Genomic DNA, 14,555 nt, shown 5'->3' on the forward strand with positions numbered 1-14,555 from the left:
CCGCGACCGCGCCGCAGGGACAGCATCCTCTGGCCCGCCCAGTCATAGGCATCGAGCGCCGCCGCCGGCGCCATGACGGCCTCGGCCGGCAGGTTGTTGCGCGCCAGATAGGCCGAGACCTCGCTCGCGACGTCGCCCGCCGCCACGCGCGCGACCGTCGCATTGTTCGCTTCGGCCCATTGGCAGAACAGCGCCACCTTCTCGGGCTGGGGCAGTTGCGCTCGCGCCACCAAAGGACCGCGCGGCGGCGCGGCGAGGCGCTGGTCGACGGCGGCGCGGGCGTCGCCCGTCAGCCCGCCGCGATGGAGCGAGCGGCGGATGCCGTCGAGGATCTGCGAGCGCGCGCTCATGGCCGAATCCGGCTGCGCTGGCGCGCCCATTGGGCGTGGAAAGTGCCGCCCGGCTGCGGCGCCGGGAAGTCGCGGAAGCGGGTCCAGCCCGAGGCCAGCGGCAGGCTGCGATAGCGCCCCTCGCCGCGGCCGAACAGGGCGAGCGCCTTGTTCGCCCAGCCGCTCAGCCGGCGATAGAGCTTGGGCCGTCGCGCCACGAACGACCACAGCGACAGGCCCTGGCGCACGGCCCGCGGCGTCAGGTGCCGCTCGAATTCGCGCTCCCGCCAATGCCGCATCAGGCCGGGCAGGGGAATGCGCACCGGGCAAACGCTCTCGCAGCGGCCGCAGAAGGTCGAGGCGTTGGGCAGGTTGCCGGCCTCCTCGACGCCGATCAGTTGCGGCGTCAGCACGGCGCCAATCGGTCCGGGATAGACCCAGCCATAGGCATGCCCGCCGATCGCGCCATAGACCGGGCAATGGTTCATGCAGGCGCCGCAGCGGATGCAGCGCAGCATGTCTTGCATCCTGGTCCCGAGCACCGACGAGCGGCCGTTGTCGAGAATGACGACATGGTAGGCGGTGGGACCGTCGAGGTCGCCATCGCGTTTGGGGCCGGTGTTGAGCGTGGTATAGGCCGACGACTCCTGCCCCGTCGCCGAGCGGGCCAGCACGCGCAACAGCACCGCGGCATCTTCCAGCGTCGGTATTACCTTCTCGATGCTGGCCAGCACGATGTGCATGCCAGGTAGCGTGTTGGAGAGATCCGCGTTGCCTTCGTTGGTGACCAGCATCGACGAGCCGGTCTCGGCGACCAGGAAGTTCGCACCGGTCAGACCGACATCGGCGTCGATGAATTTCTGGCGCAGCACGTGACGGGCCTCGGCGACCAGATCGTTGCGTTCGGTCAGACGCCTGGTGAAGCCAAGCGGCGCGTGATGCTCCAGGAAGGTATCTGCAACCTGGTCCTTTGTGAGGTGCACGGCAGGCGCGATGATGTGGCTCGGCGGTTCGTGCCGGAGCTGGATGATGTATTCGCCGAGGTCGGTCTCGATGGGGACGATGCCCAGCTCCTCGAGATGCTCGTTGAGCGCGATCTCCTCGGCCACCATGGACTTCGATTTGGCAACCGTTCGCGCGCCGACACTCCTGCACAGATCGCCGATGATCTGCCGTGCGTCGGCCGCCGTTGGGGCCCAGTGCACATGACCACCGAGCGCGACGACCTTGCGCTCGAATTCCTCGAGATAGAAATCGAGATTCGCCAGAGCGTGGTCCTTGATGTCCCGTGCGCGATCACGCAGCGCCTCGAACTCCGGCAGGAGCTCGGCTGCCTGACGCCGCCGCTCGGAAAAACCGACCTTCAGCTTGGCAAGCGAGTCCTGCAGGTTGGGATCGGCAAGGGCCGCGTCGACATTGTCCTTGAAGTCGTGGGCGGTGGACTGCATCAGCGCTTCGCCTCCCGCTCGCCGATGGCCGCCGATCCGCCCATATCGGCGAGCACTTCGGCGACATGGCGCACGCGCACCCGCCGTCCCTCGCGTTGCAGCTTGCCGGCCATGTTCATCAGGCAGCCGAGATCGCCTGCCAACAGCGTGTCGGCCTCCGTCGCGGCGATATCGGCCGACTTCTCCGACACCATGGCATTGGAGATCTCCGGATACTTCACGCAGAAAGTCCCGCCAAAGCCGCAGCAGACTTCCGGCGTCTTCATCTCCCGCAGACGCAGCCCCTGAACCGACTCGAGCAGCCGGCGCGGCTGCTCCTTGATCCCGAGCTCGCGCAATCCCGAGCAGGAATCATGATAGGTCACCGTTCCATCGTAGCGCGCGGTCACCTTCTTCACGCCCAGAATGTCGACAAGGAACGACACGAGCTCGTGGCTGCGGCGGGCGAGGTCCTGGGCGCGCGCCTTCATCGCCGGATCGTCATCGAACAGGCCGGGATAGTGATGCGCCAGCATGCCGCCACAGGAGCCGGACGGCACGACCACCGCGTCGAAGCCGTCGAAGGCGTCGATCACCTGGGCCGCGATCGCACGCGCGCTCGCGCGGTCGCCGGAATTGTACGCCGGCTGGCCACAGCAGACCTGCTGCGGTGGAACCGTGACCGTGCAGCCCGCGTCCTCGAGAAGCTTCACCGCCGCAAAGCCAACGGCGGGCCGGAACAGATCGACAAGGCAAGTGACGAACAGCGCGACACGGCGGGGCGGGGAGGGGCGATCTTCTGACGGCATGGCCACCCATCCACCATGGCAGCGCGAAAATTGCTGCGCAACGCCTGCTTGTTCATAATGATTAGGCGGGCGGCGGCCTCTCGTTGTGACGCGGGCGAAGGCGCGCCGTCTGCGCGCGGCGAAGGAGCTCAGCCCCGGTTGGGCACGAGGATGATGGCGCGCCCGCCGCTCACCATGCGGCCAGCCCAATCGGCGGCCTGCGGACTCGCACCGAAGAACACGTCGCCACGGGCCGGTCCCTTGATCGCGGTCCCGCTGTCCTGGGCGATCATCAGGCGGCGATAGGGCTCGGTGGCGCCAGGCTTGCCGGCGACCGGACGAACCGTCTCGATCCAGATCGGTGTGCCGTAGGGCGTGAAGGCGGTATCGATGGCCAGGCTGCGCTGTGCGGTAAGAGCCACCCCCTCGGATCCGATCGGCCCTGTCGTGCGTGCATCCTTGAAGAAGATGTAGCGCTCGTTCTTGCGCATCACATCGCGGCCCTGCTGCGGATGGCGTTTCAACCAGTCGCGGATCGCCGGCCAGGTGGCATTCTCGCGTTTCATGACGCCCATCTCGGCCAGCACGCCGGCAATCGCCGTATAGGGCCGATTGTTCGAGCCGTCGAAACCGAGACTGAGCGTGCCGCCTTCCGCCAGATGCACCCGGCCGTTGCCCTGCACTTGAGCTTCGTAGAGTGCGACGGGATCCTGCACCCAGACGATCTCCAGTCCCCTGCCTTTCAGCGCACCCTGCTCGATCTCGGCGCGCGTGTAGTAGGGCTTGTTGCCGAGGTCTGAGGGACGGCGATAGACAGGGACCGTAAACAGCCGCGACGGTGCGCGGCTGCCCCTCAGCTCGGGTTCGAAATAGCCGGTGAAGTTGGCCGGCACCTGAACGACCAGCGGACGAAAATTCTCCTCGAAGAACTGCCGCGCCCCGCGTTCGTCCCCCGGCCTCACCAGGCCGGCCTGCACGCAAATTTGCCGCCACTCGGCGGAGCTGACGATCTTCTCCCCGCCATCGGTCGAAATCGGCGTGTCGGCGCCTGCGTCGAGTCTCGGACAGGAACGACGGAATGCGGCAAGCGCCTCGGCGTGCCTGTCGTCGGACCAGCCGGGGATTTCGTTGAAGGAGATCGGCGCCATTGCAACCCTGTTGGCAGGGGTCACTCCCGCGCCGCTTGCGCACGCCGAAAGCACACCGGCAACGGCCAGCAAGGCTGCGCCGCCGGACAGGACGCTCCAGCGCATGCGGTGATGCCTCCCCCTCAGCCTTCGCTCTCGGTCTTGATCAGCACCCAGTTGGGATCGCTCGACTTGGTGTCGCGGCGGAACGTCCAGAGGTCGACGACCTTCTGTACCTCGTTCGGATTGCCGTCGGCGATCTGGCCTTCGGCATTGCGCACGACATTGACCTGCTCGGTGACGAACCGGACAGTCACCTCAGCCTTGCTGTCGTGCAGCTCCGCACCGGCAATGTCCGACGCCTCAAAGCCGATCAACGTCGTTTCGGCCTTCTCGCGCCGCTCGGTTCGGCCACGGATCGCTCCTTCGAAGCTCGCGAAGGTGGGGCTGTCGAGCAACGGACGCAAAGCTTGCGTGTCGCCCTTGGCGAAGGCCTCGACGATCGTCGTGAAGGCGGCGCGTGCGCCATCGGCAAAAGAGATCGGGTCGAACCGGGCATCGGCCGTGCGAATGGCGCTGACGCCAGCGGACGCCGCTGGGAGCACGGTGGTGCGAATACCGCCGACGCTGGTGGTCGCGTTGTCCGGCCGCGGCGCTCCTGCGCCAGGCAAGGAAACGACGTTGTCATTGCCGCCCGGCGCATCGCCAAGCCGCGGCGTGCCGCCCGCGGAAGGCGCCGGCGGCGGCGTCGGCGAATTGAACGGGTCCCGCGCCGGCGGTCGCTCGTTGCCGGTCCGCTTTCCCAGCACCGCGCGCAGGCGCAGGATCAGGAAGATCGCAACCAGTCCGATGAGAATGATGTCGTAGTTGTTGCCCACGAAGGCGCTCCGCCGACTCGTCTCCAACTCGCGCCAAATTACATAGGCTCCGAATGGGGAAAGGGCAAGGCAACGGACGGCGGCGCCTATGCCCTTCCTAGGGCGAAAGCACCACAATATCGACCGAATCCTGCACTCCGGCCACGTGCCGGCCAAGCCGTGTCTCGGGCTTGGCCGGTGACCTGTAGCCCTGGCTTTGGGCCAGGCCGTAGGTCCGTTCATCGGTCAGCGCGCGGGTGCCCTCGTCCTTGTTGTGCTTCTCCAGTTTCGCGGCAAAATTGACGGCATCGCCGATTACCGTGAATTCCAGTCGCTCGCCGTCGCCCACGGCCCCGAACACGACGCGGCCGGAGGCGACGGCGAGTCCGACCGACAGGGGCGCCATCCCTCGGGACCGCCGCTCGGCGGCCCAGCGATCCGCCGCTTCGACGATGGCATCGACGGCGCGCAGGGCATCGGCTGCTGCGGCGGACGAGGGAGCGACAGCGCCAAAGGAAGCGAGAATGCCGTCGCCCAGGAACTTGTCGATGCTGCCGCCGTGGCCAACGATCAGGGGACAGACGCGGCCCTGGTAGTCCTGCAAAAGCTTCATCACGTCGTCGGGCGCGAGCTCGGTGGAGAGGCGCGTGAAGCCGCGCAGATCGACCGTGAGAATGGCGGCATCGCGCAACTCGCCTTCGCCCGCCTTGACCGCCATCGCCGCGGTGCGAATGCGCGCCGCCACATTGGGGTCGAAGAAGCGCGACAGATCGCGCGCCGCCGCACCTTCGCTGACGGCGCGGACGAGCAAGTGACGGGCGCGCGCGATCGCCACGGCGAGGACCGCCGTCGTGAGCAGGATCGCGATGATCTTGTCGACCTCGGCATGGAACAGCAGCGTGTTCGAGGTCATGTAGTCGACGAAGTCGTCGGTGGTCGGATCGTCCGGCCCGCCGTAGCCGCTGAGCACATAGAGCACCAGCAGGATCCAGCCAGCGACTGCCGCGACACCGGTGAACACGACGAAGCGCGCCTCGAAGCGCAGTGCGCGCAAGGCGATAAACAGAAACACATAGAGCAGGGCCGGGACCTTCAGATAGAAAGCGGCCGGCTGGGCATATTTGAGGTGGAAGGAGAAGATCAGCGCCATCAGCAGCGCCATGTCGGCGAGGACCGAGAGATAGAGCATCCAGGCGCCGAGCAGGCGGCGGTAGGCGAGGGCCAGGCGGATGACGCCGAAAACGGCATAGATGGCCAGGACCGCGGTTTCGAGATTGCCGAACTGGACCACGCCGCCCGGCATGGTCGTCGACTCGTACACGACGGCAAGCATGGCGACGATGGCAAGTTGCACCCAGGCGATCAGGATCTCGCTCTGCTCCTGCTGGATGCGGATGGCGGCCTGAACGCGATCCGGTAATTTGTGGAGCCCGCTGCCATCGAACAGCCAGGCGCGCAATGCGCTCCACATCAGCGCTTCTCCAACCACAGGCTGGTCGCCATCGCCTCGGGGCGGCGAGGCAAGCGGGAGACGACCGACCGGCCGAGGCGGTCGGCGAGCCGCCGCTCCGCCCAGACGCTGGCAAACAGCGGCTTGCAGGCACCGGTCGCCAGCAGAGGAGCGACGCCCTGTTGCTCGTTGTAGTTCCGCCATCCCCAGGCCGCCGGATAGTCGAACGGCAGGAAGATGTCGTGGACATGCACCAGAACGCCCGACGGCAGGCGCGGCAGGACGCGGTTGAGCAGCAGGTCGACATCGCTGCCGGGCAACAGGATGTGGCTCGAATCGATGAACAGGACGTCTCCGGCCGCGAGCGTATCGAACAGATCGGGGGGCGCCGCCTGGAGCGTCTTCGCCACGATGCGTACGCTCGGCAGGCCGGCGATCTCGGCGCGCGGCGCGGGATCGATGGCGAGGAGCTCGCCGGCATCGCCCAAAGCGCGGGCAAGGATGCGCGTGGAATGGCCGGATCCGACTTCGATGACCCTTCGTGGTCTCCGCGACCGCACGAGGCTGTATGCCATGGCGCCATCGAGTGCCGGAAACCAGGCCTGGTCGAGCAGGCTCGTGAGACCGATCAGCTCCTGGGCATGGGCATTCATCTGATCGATGGCTGCGCCGAAGGTCGGCGCCTGTCCTTCAAACAAGGCCTCGATGTCGGCATAGGGCGGCTGCGTGCCAGGCGGCGGCAGCAAGGCTGCGTAGCGGTGCGGGATGAACCAGCCCCGCGGACCGAGGCCCAGCACGGTCGGCAGACCCAATACCAACCGGCGCCAGCGCCCGCGCAGACTGATGGCCCGGGTCACGGGGCGATGATCAGGCCCTCATGGGCCACGATTACCCGCGGCAGGCCGCTTGGCACGGTGCCCGGACGGCACCGCGCGGCGTCTCGTGCCACGCCGTCCATGAAGGCGTCGTCATGGCTCGGATCATGATGAAAGATCACGAGAGTCCCGACCTTCGCCGCGTCGGCCACGCGCACGCCTTCCTCCCAAGTCGAATGACCCCAGCCGCGATAGCGCGGGTATTCCAAATCCGTATAGCTTGAATCATAAATCATGACGTCGGCGTCTCGGCAGAGTCCGATGATCGTGGAGTCCAGGATGCCGGGCCGGTGCTCGGTGTCGGTGATATAACAGATCGACTTGCCGGCATGGTCGATACGGTAGCCGGTGGCGCCGTTGGGATGGTTGAGGGGCGCCGTGCGCATGCTCACGGCGCCGCAGGAAAGCGTCGCTCCGCAGTCGAACTCCATGAACTTGATCGAGGCCCGGAAGGCCTCGAGCGACACGGGATAGAGCGGCGCCTTCATCAGGCTCTTCACGACCGTCTTCAGCGTATGAGGCGGCTCGAGATGGCCGGCCCACATGCGCACCGAACTGCCTTGATCGAACAGTGGCGAAAAGAAAGTCAGTCCCGAGATGTGATCCAGATGGGTATGCGTGAAGTAGATATCGATATCGAGCGGGGCTTGGCGGGCCAATTCCAGGCCCAGCGGGCGAATGCCGGTGCCGGCGTCAAAAATCAGGCGGCGTCCGCCAGCGGTGACCTCCAGGCACGAAGTGTTTCCCCCGTAGCGTGCATATTCGGCGCCAGGGCAGGAGATCGACCCCCGAACGCCCCAGAATCGAGCTTTTAGACCATTGGCCAACGCCCTGGTTCCTCGGATCATACCCTCGCGCCAGAGTCCACAGGTGGGGGCCGCCGTCAACCATCATGGTCGGAGCAGGCTTTGGTCGCGGATTTTACACTGGGTCGGTTAATTCCGGGGGGTCGGCCGCGTTGCTTGAAGTGCCGTTCGGAGCGATAATTCCGTCATGGAAATCGCCAATCAGACTGCCCTTTCCACGATCGCCCAGCCACCGATGCGCATGGCAAAGTTTGCCATCGGACAAGTGGTGAAGCACCGCCTCTACCCCTTCCGAGGCGTCATTTTCGATGTCGACCCGGTCTTCGCCAACACCGAGGAATGGTTGGCGTCGATCCCGGAGGATGTCCGGCCGCGTCGCGATCAGCCCTTCTATCATCTGCTGGCCGAGAACGCCCAGACGACCTACGTCGCCTATGTCTCCGAGCAGAATCTGCTGGCCGACGACAGCGGCAAGCCGGTGTCGCATCCCCAAGTCCCGCACTTCTTCAAGGAGCTGAAGCGCGGCCATTACGTATCGCGCGTCCGCGCCTTGCACTGACCGGCCAGGCCGGCCGGAAGGTCGGCGGCGACCCGGAGACGGTCGCCCTCGGCTAGATTTCACATGGCTCCGGTGATTGCATCCCGCGACCTCAGTTCAACGGGAACGGGAAATATTTTGCGTTGAGCTTCCTGTAGGTGCCGTCGCTCAGCATCTCGCCGATCGCCTTGTTGAAGGCTTCGCGCAATTTCACATCCTCGCGCCGGATGCCGGCCGAGACGCCGATGCCCAGGGTCGGCGTGTCCTTGATGTCCTGGCCCATCACTACGCAGCACTGACCTTCCGGCTTCTGCGACCAGAGCCAGAGTTGCGCCTTGTCGCCGAATACGGCATCGACCTCGCCACTGGCCAAGGCCTGCAGTTCGCCGGCCACCGAGGGGTAGCGCTTGATCTGGGCCGAGCGGCGGAAATTCCTGTCGAGCCAGTCGGCGTGCATGGAGTCTCTTTGGACTCCGATCCGTTTGTTGCGCAGAAGCGCCGGCGGGCCGTCGAACGGCGCACCTTTGGCCGCGATAAACGCGCCGGGCGACAGATAGTAGCGTCGCGACATGCCGAGCCGCCGTCGCCGCTCGGGTGTCACGTCGAGCGAGGCCATCACGATGTCGAACTTCTTCTCCATCAGGCCCGGGATCAGGTCGTTCCAGTCCGCTGCGACGAACTCGCATTCGGCCTTCATCCGCTCACAGGCTTCCTGCGCCAGGTCCATCTCGAAGCCGGCCGGCAAGCCCTTTCGATCGAGGTAGTTGAAAGGCGGATATTGGCCCCAGGTCGCCACGGTGATCTTGAAGGCGGGCGGCGGGAAGGGCGATTTGGCGGCGGGCTTTGTTGCTGCCTGCGGCGCGGGCTTGGAAGCGGGCTTGTGCGGCTGCGCGAGCGCGGCAGTCGCGGCCATCATCATAACGACAAGGACGAACCATCGCATCATGCGGTCAGCCACTTCAGGAGAGCGTTCAGCCGCTGCCGGCCCGTCGCCGTCGCCTTGAAGCGCATCGCATCGATCTCCAGGAAACCGGCCTCGACGAGACGCGCCAGCCGCTGTCCGTCCAGCGCCTCGACCGGATCGGCGCCGGCGCTGGCCGCGAACGCCGCGCGGTCAACGCCGTCGCTGAGCCGCAAGCCCATCATCAATGCCTCCTCCACGCGATCGCGCCCTCTGACGTCGGTGGTTTCGACCGTTCCATGGCCCGAGCGCTCGACCGCTTCCAGCCATGCTTCAGGGCCGCTCGCGCGCCGTGTCGCGCGCTTGGCATCGGCGGTCGCGAAGCGGCCGTGGGCACCCGGTCCGACGCCGACATGGTCCTGATACTGCCAATAGATCAGATTGTGGCGGCATGCGGCGCCGGGCCGCGCATGGTTGGAGATCTCGTAGGCCGGCAGGCCGGCAGCGGCGAGACACTGCTGCGTGTATTCGAACATTTGCGCTGCCTCTTCCTCCGCCGGCAGAGCAAAGGCGCCGCGCGCATGTTCGGCGAAGAAGCGTGTGCCGCGCTCGATGGTGAGTTGATAGAGCGACAGATGCTCGCCGGCGAGCGCCAGGGCGCGCTCGAGTTCGTCCGCCCAGGCCTGCGGCGACTGGCCCGGGCGGGCATAGATGAGATCGAAGGAAACCCGCGTGAAGTAGCGGCGTGCCGTCGCCAGGGCGACGAGCGCCTCGTCGGGCGAATGTTGGCGGCCGAGAAAGCGGAGTGCCGGCGCGTCAAGCGCCTGGACGCCGAGCGACACGCGATTGACACCCGCCTGCGCCAGGCTCGCGAAGTTGCCCGCCTCGACCGAGGTAGGGTTGGCTTCCAGCGTGATCTCGACATCGGCGGCGATGTTCCACAGCTCACGCGTGCGCGCGATCAAAGCGGCGACTGTCTCGGGTTCCATCAGTGAGGGCGTGCCCCCGCCAAAAAACACGCTCTGCACCTGCCGCTCCGACGCCTCGTGCGCCGCATGCTCGAGCTCCGCGAGCAGCGCCTTGCGCCAGCGCGCTTGCTCGACCTTCTCGCGTACGTGACTGTTGAAGTCGCAATACGGGCACTTCGTTTTGCAGAACGGCCAGTGCACGTAGACGCCCAGAGGCTCGACGCACGCCATGGTCATTTGAAGCAGGCCTCGACCAACATGCGGAAGGCGCGGCCGCGATGGCTGATCGCGTTCTTCTCCTCATCCGTCATCTGCGCGGTCGTGCGATTCATCCCGATGGGCTGAAAGCAGGGATCGTAGCCGTGACCGCCGAGGCCACGGGGCGGCCAGATGATGCGGCCATCGAGGGTGCCGTGCACCAGCTCGACATGCCCATCGGGCCAGGCCAGCGCCAGCACACAATGGAATGTGGCGGTGCGCGCGGTGTCCGTGTCGGGGACGCGCCGCGCCGCGAACTCGTCCTGGATGCGCCGCATGCCGACCATTGCATCCCGCGTCGGGCCTTCCCAGTCGGCAGTCCGGACGCCGGGTTCTCCGCCCAGGGCGTGCACGCTGAGACCAGAATCGTCGGCCAGTGCGGGCAGACCGCTGGCGCGGGTCGCGGCCAACGCTTTGAGCGTTGCGTTCTCCTCGAAGGTGGCGCCGATCTCGGGCGGCGCGGCCAGGCCGAGGTCCTGCGCGGAAACGATCTCGACCCCGAACGGTCGCAGCATGGCGCGGATTTCGCCCGCCTTTCCCCGGTTGTGCGTGGCCACGACCAGCTTGGGTAGCGAGAAATGGCGCGCCATCAGGACCGACCGATCGCCAGACGCTGCAGCGCGGTGAGCTCGCCAATTCCCTTCTTGGCGAGCGCCAACAACTCGTGGAACTGCGCTTCGGTGAAGGGCTCCTGTTCGGCGGTGCCCTGCACTTCTACGATGCCGCCCGTACCCGTCAGCACAAAATTGGCGTCGGCCTCCGCCTTGGAATCCTCGGCGTAATCGAGGTCGAGCACGGGTGCACCCTGCCACAGCCCGCAGGAAACGGCCGCGACCTGTCCGGTTATCGGATTGGCAGCAAGCTTGCCTTGCTTGACCAGCCACGCGAACGCGAGATGCAGCGCGACCCAGGACCCTGTTATGCTGGCTGTACGCGTCCCTCCATCGGCCTGCAGGACGTCGCAATCGATGTTGATCTGGCGCTCGCCCATCGCCCCGAGATCGACGACGGCACGCAGCGAGCGACCGATCAGGCGCTGGATCTCCTGGGTCCGTCCCGACTGCTTGCCGCGTGCGGCTTCGCGATCCGTGCGCGTGTGGGTCGAGCGCGGAAGCATGCCGTATTCGGCGGTGACCCAGCCGCGCGCCGTGTTGCGCATCCAGGGCGGCACTTTCTCGTCGACCGAGGCCGTGCAAAGAACATGCGTGTCGCCGAACTTCACGAGGCACGACCCCTCGGCGTGACGGGAGAAGCCGGGTTCAAGGGAGATCTTGCGAAGCTGATCGGGGGCGCGGCCGGAAGGGCGCATGAAACGTCTCCTGGGGATGGACAGGGCTTATGGCCAAAGCCGGGCCAAGCGACAAGCCGTCGATTGCGTTGACCGACCTGCCCACTCTACCTACATTTTTTGCATGGCCATTCACCGTCTCGGGCTGCCCGGCGGCGTCCTCGCCGATGCCATGCCGGTTCAACGCCAGGCCACTACGGTCGCCGAACTGAACGACCGCGCGCGCGAGGTCCTGCGTCTCGTCGTCGAAAGCTATGTCGAGACCGGCGAGCCGGTGGGCTCGCGCGCACTGACGCGCAAGATCACCGAAACGCTGTCGCCCGCCACTATCCGCAACATCATGGCGGACCTGCAGGATCTCGGCCTGCTCTATGCGCCGCACACCTCGGCCGGCAGGCTGCCGACCGATGCCGGCCTTCGCCTGTTCGTGAACGGGCTCCTGGAGGTCGGCAATCTGTCGGAGGAGGAGCGCGAAAGCATCGAAGTGCGTTGCGCTGCCGTCGGCCGCAGTGTGACCGAGGCGCTCGAGCAGGCGACGACGTTGCTGTCAGGTCTGTCGCGCTGCGCGAGCATCGTCATGGCGCCCAAGACGGAGCAGCCGCTGAAGCATATCGAGTTCGTCAATCTCGGCCCCGGGCGGGCGCTGGTCGTGACCGTGACGCAGTCGGGCCAGGTCGAGAACCGCCTGATCGATACCCCGGTCGGCATGCCGGCCTCGGCGCTCGCGGAAGCCAGCAACTATCTGAATGCCCGGCTGAGCGGGCGGACCTTCGAGGAAGCCCGCCGGCTGATCCTGGAAGACCTGAAGCTGAAGCGCGCGGAGCTCAACGACCTTACCGCGCGGGTGATCGAGTCGGGGCTCGCGACCTGGGCCGGCGAGCCTGGCGGGGCGCTGATCGTGCGCGGCCAGGCGCGTCTTCTCGAGGACATCACCGTCATCGCCGATCTCGAACGCGTGCGCGCGCTGTTCGATGCGCTGGAGCGCGGCGAAAGCTTCGCCCGCCTGCTCGAACTCGCCAACAGCGCCGCCGGCGTGCAGATCTTCATCGGCGCCGACAACCCGATGTTCGCCAACACCGGCTGCTCGATGGTGGTCGCACCGTTCCGCGATTCGCAGGAACGCATCCTGGGCGCGATCGGCGTCATTGGCCCCACGCGTCTCAACTACGCGCGCATCATCCCGCTGGTCGACTACACCGCACGCACCATCGGCCGCATGGTCGGGTAGGACGTCGGTTCAAACGATGAACTTTGTCGTGTCTGACAACGATCCGATGACCTACGTCTTTGGCATGGTCGCAATGCTTATGGCATTGGTACTGGCGTGGCGCGGCTACCGTTTCCTCGCCAGAGAAGATCGTCAGCGGAAAGCCGCGAAGAAGAAACGGGACGGCCGGTAGTCAACGGCCGCATTCTCATTCCGCTTCACCCTTGAAGTCGACCTTGAAACCGATCGGTGTCTCGAGCCGGCCGCTGACGACCTGGTCGTCGAAGGTGAAGGTCGCGATGCCGGCATCGTCGTTGCCCAGCGTTTCCACCTCGAGTTGAAAGGTCCTGTCGTCGAGCCATTTGCCCTTGGCGGCGCTCGGGCCATAGAGTCGGCGGCCGCCGACGCCGTAGAGTCCCTCCAGACCGATCGGTCCGCCGAAGCGCTGGCCACCGACTTCGTAGGCGTAGGTCGCCTGGCCGTTCTCGAACGTGAACGAGAGGGAGCTGAGGCGAAGCTGGTTGGGCTGCAGGCGATAGACCTTGCCGGAGATCGTCGTGGCGAGCGGCGAGAAGCCCCCACCTTGGGTGCGCGCTTCCTGCGCCACTTTCCTGGTCTCATCGGCCAGTTCGGCGAGAGCCGCAGGGTCCTGGGGCAGTGCCGCGTCCGATTTGACCGCCGCTTTCAGCCGATCGAGGACTGCCGAGAGGGGATATCCGGGCGTGCTCGGCATGCCGGCCGCATTGCTGTAGCGCAACGCGCCGGTGAAGGCGGCGACGATGTCCAGCTTGGGCATGGTCACGATGAGCTGGCGGTGGAAGCCGACCGCCATGAACGCGTCCTTCTTCGGGATAGACCAGAAGAGGTTGGCATATCGGAACTCGGGCAGGCCCATCTCGATCGTTGCGTGACGCACCGTGTCGATCCAGCCGGGCGGCAGCAGCCGCTGGCCGTCCCACGTACCGTCATGCAGCCAGAGCGTGCCGAGCTTCGCCATGTCGCGGGGCAGGAGATAAAGGCCGAAGCCGCCGGTCGACACGCCCTGTGGATCGGCGCGCCACTGCACGTCCTCGATGCCGAGCGGCTTGAAGAGCTTTTCCTTGGCGTATTCGAGCGCGCTGCGCCCGGTCACTTTCGACAGGATCGCCGACAAAAGATGCGGGTTGCCGCTGTTGTAGTCGAAGGCGGTGCCGGGCTCGCGGGCCATGCGGTGGTCGAGCACGAACTGGACCCAGTCGCGGCTGCGCTCCATCTCGAAAAGCGACCATGGCCTCGCGTTCGACAATGGCTCGTTCCAGTCCAGGCCCGACGTCATGTCGAGCAGGTGGCGCAGCGTGATCGCTTTCTTGCGTTCGTCCGTATTGGCGAACTGGCGCCCGGGGAAGAAGTCGAGCACCGGCTGGTCGAGGCTTTTCAGCAGCCCTTCCTTCAGCGCGATGGCGACCAGGCTGCCGATGACCGACTTGGTCGTCGAGTTGACGCGATGCCTGAGCCCCGGCGCGAACGGTGCGTAGTAGGCCTCCGCCACGATCTTGCCGTGGCGCGTGACGAGCAGGCTGTCCATGCCGTTGGAAACGCCGAAGGCGACGAAATCGGCCAGCTCGCGCGAGCCCATGCCCTGCGCTTCCGGCGAGGAGGTCTGCCAATCGTCTGCCCGCGCCAGCGCGGGCAGAAGCAGGAGAGCGAGAAGGGCGGCGAGGAACGTTCTCATTGTGCCGAGCCTGCGGCTGCAACCA

At 66.2% G+C, this 14,555-nt stretch carries 15 protein-coding genes and 1 pseudogene; 3 read left to right on the forward strand and 13 right to left on the reverse strand.

Annotation, left to right across the window (positions count from 1 at the left end; all coding sequences use genetic code 11):
- From VH499_RS03920 to VH499_RS03955, 8 genes and pseudogenes are all read right to left on the reverse strand, one after another.
- Positions 1-350 (reverse strand): annotated as a pseudogene (locus VH499_RS03920) (lactate utilization protein); the annotation flags it as partial.
- Complete coding sequence (locus VH499_RS03925; protein ID WP_332051384.1) at positions 347-1,777, reverse strand: LutB/LldF family L-lactate oxidation iron-sulfur protein; 1,431 nt, start codon at positions 1,775-1,777, stop codon at positions 347-349. The gene VH499_RS03925 and the pseudogene VH499_RS03920, both read right to left, overlap by 4 nt.
- Entirely contained in the window at positions 1,777-2,565 is a 789-nt protein-coding gene (locus tag VH499_RS03930; RefSeq protein ID WP_332051385.1) for a (Fe-S)-binding protein, read from the reverse strand. The genes VH499_RS03925 and VH499_RS03930 overlap by 1 nt, the downstream gene beginning before the upstream one ends.
- 128 nt (positions 2,566-2,693) lie before the next feature.
- Entirely contained in the window at positions 2,694-3,797 is a 1,104-nt protein-coding gene (locus tag VH499_RS03935; protein WP_332051386.1) for a murein transglycosylase A, read from the reverse strand.
- A 17-nt stretch (positions 3,798-3,814) separates the two neighbouring features.
- Positions 3,815-4,549 carry a Tim44/TimA family putative adaptor protein gene (locus tag VH499_RS03940; protein ID WP_332051387.1) on the reverse strand — a complete coding sequence of 245 codons (735 nt, stop codon included), beginning with the start codon at positions 4,547-4,549 and terminating at the stop codon, positions 3,815-3,817.
- A 97-nt stretch (positions 4,550-4,646) separates the two neighbouring features.
- Complete coding sequence (locus tag VH499_RS03945; protein ID WP_332051388.1) at positions 4,647-5,999, reverse strand: adenylate/guanylate cyclase domain-containing protein; 1,353 nt, start codon at positions 5,997-5,999, stop codon at positions 4,647-4,649.
- On the reverse strand, positions 5,999-6,835 hold the full coding sequence (locus VH499_RS03950) for a class I SAM-dependent methyltransferase (RefSeq protein ID WP_332051389.1): 837 nt from the start codon (positions 6,833-6,835) through the stop codon (positions 5,999-6,001). Before VH499_RS03950 ends, VH499_RS03945 begins: the two co-directional genes overlap by 1 nt.
- Positions 6,832-7,740, reverse strand: a complete 909-nt coding sequence (locus VH499_RS03955) for an MBL fold metallo-hydrolase (RefSeq protein WP_332051390.1) — start codon at positions 7,738-7,740, stop codon at positions 6,832-6,834. The genes VH499_RS03950 and VH499_RS03955 overlap by 4 nt, the downstream gene beginning before the upstream one ends.
- A gap of 106 nt (positions 7,741-7,846) precedes the next feature.
- Between VH499_RS03955 and hspQ the strand changes: the two genes are divergently transcribed.
- On the forward strand, positions 7,847-8,218 hold the full coding sequence (gene hspQ, locus VH499_RS03960; protein ID WP_332051391.1) for a heat shock protein HspQ: 372 nt from the start codon (positions 7,847-7,849) through the stop codon (positions 8,216-8,218).
- 91 nt (positions 8,219-8,309) lie between these two features.
- Here the strand turns inward: hspQ and VH499_RS03965 are convergent, their stop codons facing one another.
- From VH499_RS03965 to rph, 4 genes are read right to left on the reverse strand one after another with little or no spacing between them, the layout of a single operon-like run.
- Positions 8,310-9,143 (reverse strand): transporter substrate-binding domain-containing protein, encoded by an 834-nt coding sequence (locus VH499_RS03965; protein ID WP_332051392.1) that lies wholly within the window; start codon positions 9,141-9,143, stop codon positions 8,310-8,312.
- Entirely contained in the window at positions 9,140-10,303 is a 1,164-nt protein-coding gene (gene hemW / locus VH499_RS03970; protein WP_332051393.1) for a radical SAM family heme chaperone HemW, read from the reverse strand. Before hemW ends, VH499_RS03965 begins: the two co-directional genes overlap by 4 nt.
- On the reverse strand, positions 10,300-10,914 hold the full coding sequence (locus VH499_RS03975) for a non-canonical purine NTP pyrophosphatase (protein ID WP_332051394.1): 615 nt from the start codon (positions 10,912-10,914) through the stop codon (positions 10,300-10,302). Before VH499_RS03975 ends, hemW begins: the two co-directional genes overlap by 4 nt.
- The gene (rph, locus tag VH499_RS03980; protein ID WP_332051395.1) at positions 10,914-11,633 is read right to left on the reverse strand and encodes a ribonuclease PH; all 720 of its coding nucleotides are present in this window, start codon (positions 11,631-11,633) and stop codon (positions 10,914-10,916) included. Before rph ends, VH499_RS03975 begins: the two co-directional genes overlap by 1 nt.
- A 151-nt stretch (positions 11,634-11,784) precedes the next feature.
- Between rph and hrcA the strand changes: the two genes are divergently transcribed.
- Positions 11,785-12,840 carry a heat-inducible transcriptional repressor HrcA gene (gene hrcA / locus VH499_RS03985; protein WP_332051398.1) on the forward strand — a complete coding sequence of 352 codons (1,056 nt, stop codon included), beginning with the start codon at positions 11,785-11,787 and terminating at the stop codon, positions 12,838-12,840.
- A 16-nt stretch (positions 12,841-12,856) separates the two neighbouring features.
- Positions 12,857-13,012: a hypothetical protein gene (locus VH499_RS03990; RefSeq protein WP_332051396.1), complete on the forward strand. Its 156-nt coding sequence runs from the start codon at positions 12,857-12,859 to the stop codon at positions 13,010-13,012.
- 15 nt (positions 13,013-13,027) lie between these two features.
- Here VH499_RS03990 and VH499_RS03995 read toward each other — a convergent pair.
- A partial coding sequence (locus VH499_RS03995; protein WP_332051397.1) for a serine hydrolase occupies positions 13,028-14,555 on the reverse strand: 1,528 nt, incomplete at its 5' end.

Source organism: Reyranella sp. (genome assembly GCF_036558665.1).
Classification (GTDB): Bacteria; Pseudomonadota; Alphaproteobacteria; order Reyranellales; family Reyranellaceae; genus Reyranella.

What these genes read in the sequence shown, in the direction of transcription:
- VH499_RS03925 (WP_332051384.1), bottom strand. Translation starts at nt 1,777, where the DNA reads ATGCAGTCCACCGCCCACGACTTCAAGGACAATGTCGACGCGGCCCTT.
- VH499_RS03930 (WP_332051385.1), bottom strand. Translation starts at nt 2,565, where the DNA reads ATGCCGTCAGAAGATCGCCCCTCCCCGCCCCGCCGTGTCGCGCTGTTC.
- VH499_RS03935 (WP_332051386.1), bottom strand. Translation starts at nt 3,797, where the DNA reads ATGCGCTGGAGCGTCCTGTCCGGCGGCGCAGCCTTGCTGGCCGTTGCC.
- VH499_RS03945 (WP_332051388.1), bottom strand. Translation starts at nt 5,999, where the DNA reads ATGTGGAGCGCATTGCGCGCCTGGCTGTTCGATGGCAGCGGGCTCCAC.
- hspQ (WP_332051391.1), top strand. Translation starts at nt 7,847, where the DNA reads ATGGAAATCGCCAATCAGACTGCCCTTTCCACGATCGCCCAGCCACCG.
- VH499_RS03965 (WP_332051392.1), bottom strand. Translation starts at nt 9,143, where the DNA reads ATGATGCGATGGTTCGTCCTTGTCGTTATGATGATGGCCGCGACTGCC.
- hemW (WP_332051393.1), bottom strand. Translation starts at nt 10,303, where the DNA reads ATGACCATGGCGTGCGTCGAGCCTCTGGGCGTCTACGTGCACTGGCCG.
- VH499_RS03975 (WP_332051394.1), bottom strand. Translation starts at nt 10,914, where the DNA reads ATGGCGCGCCATTTCTCGCTACCCAAGCTGGTCGTGGCCACGCACAAC.
- rph (WP_332051395.1), bottom strand. Translation starts at nt 11,633, where the DNA reads ATGCGCCCTTCCGGCCGCGCCCCCGATCAGCTTCGCAAGATCTCCCTT.
- hrcA (WP_332051398.1), top strand. Translation starts at nt 11,785, where the DNA reads ATGCCGGTTCAACGCCAGGCCACTACGGTCGCCGAACTGAACGACCGC.
- VH499_RS03990 (WP_332051396.1), top strand. Translation starts at nt 12,857, where the DNA reads ATGAACTTTGTCGTGTCTGACAACGATCCGATGACCTACGTCTTTGGC.